An 890-nucleotide genomic window follows, 5' to 3' on the forward strand; every position below is an offset into this window, starting at 1 on the left:
TCGGCGCCGATTTTCGCTTCAGCACCCCGGATTGCCGCTTCTCGGTGATGGAAATCAAGTGGGGCATCATCCCCGACATGAGCGGCAGCGTTACCCTGCGCAACCTGATGGGGGTGGATACCGCCATGGAGCTCGCCATGAGCGGGCGCGAGTGCGATGCAAGCGAAGCCAAGGCGCTCGGGCTGGTGAGCCGGGTCTGCACCGATCCCCTGAGTGAGGCGCGGGAGTTTGCCAGGACGCTGATCACCAAGTCGCCGGATGCGCTGGCGGGGATCAAGCAGCTCTACACCCAGGCCTGGGCCCGCAGCGACGAGGCGATGCTCAAAGAAGAGACCCGTTTGCAGCGGCAGATCCTCGGGCGACCGAACCAGTGGCGCGCCACCCTCAACAGCCTGTTTCGCTGGCGCCTACCGTTTGGCCCGCGCCGCAATGCGCTCTAGGGTCTATGCCCAACGAAAAATGGCAGCCTGGGCTGCCATTTTTTTATCTTGGTATGCGTGAAAGGGTCAGGAGACTTTGCGGTCCGGCTCGAACGCGTGACCGGCCTGCTCCTGCTCCAGGTTTTGCTCCGAGCGCTTGCCCGCCCAGTAATCGGCATTCTTGATGCCGAGTTTTTCCGGGTGGAACACAGGATCCAGCCCTTGGGCCTTCTGAGCCTCATAATCTTTCAGGCAGATGAAGGCGGTTTTTTGCAGCAGCAAGATGGCGACGATGTTAAGCCAGGCCATCAGACCCACCCCGATATCCCCCATCCCCCAGGCCAGATCGGCGGTCTTGACTGTGCCATAGACGGTGGAGGCCATCAGCGTCAGCTTGAGCACGAAGGTCAGCCAGGGGCGATTCACCTTGCGGTTGATGTAGGCGATGTTGGTCTCGGCGATGTAGTAGTA

Annotated in this window: 2 protein-coding genes; one reads left to right on the top strand and one right to left on the bottom strand. The window is 61.1% G+C overall.

Features of this window, described 5'->3' with window-relative positions; translation table 11 throughout:
• A partial coding sequence (locus tag BN1137_RS22930) for an enoyl-CoA hydratase-related protein (RefSeq protein WP_232306981.1) occupies window positions 1-440 on the top strand: 440 nt, incomplete at its 5' end.
• A 66-nt stretch (window positions 441-506) separates the two neighbouring features.
• On the opposite strand, the gene BN1137_RS19570 is transcribed toward BN1137_RS22930, so the two are convergent.
• Window positions 507-890, bottom strand: a 384-nt coding sequence (locus BN1137_RS19570; protein ID WP_198150682.1) for an alanine:cation symporter family protein, incomplete at its 5' end; no start/stop codon positions are given.

The organism is Aeromonas tecta, assembly GCF_000820185.1.
GTDB lineage: Bacteria > Pseudomonadota > Gammaproteobacteria > Enterobacterales > Aeromonadaceae > Aeromonas > Aeromonas tecta.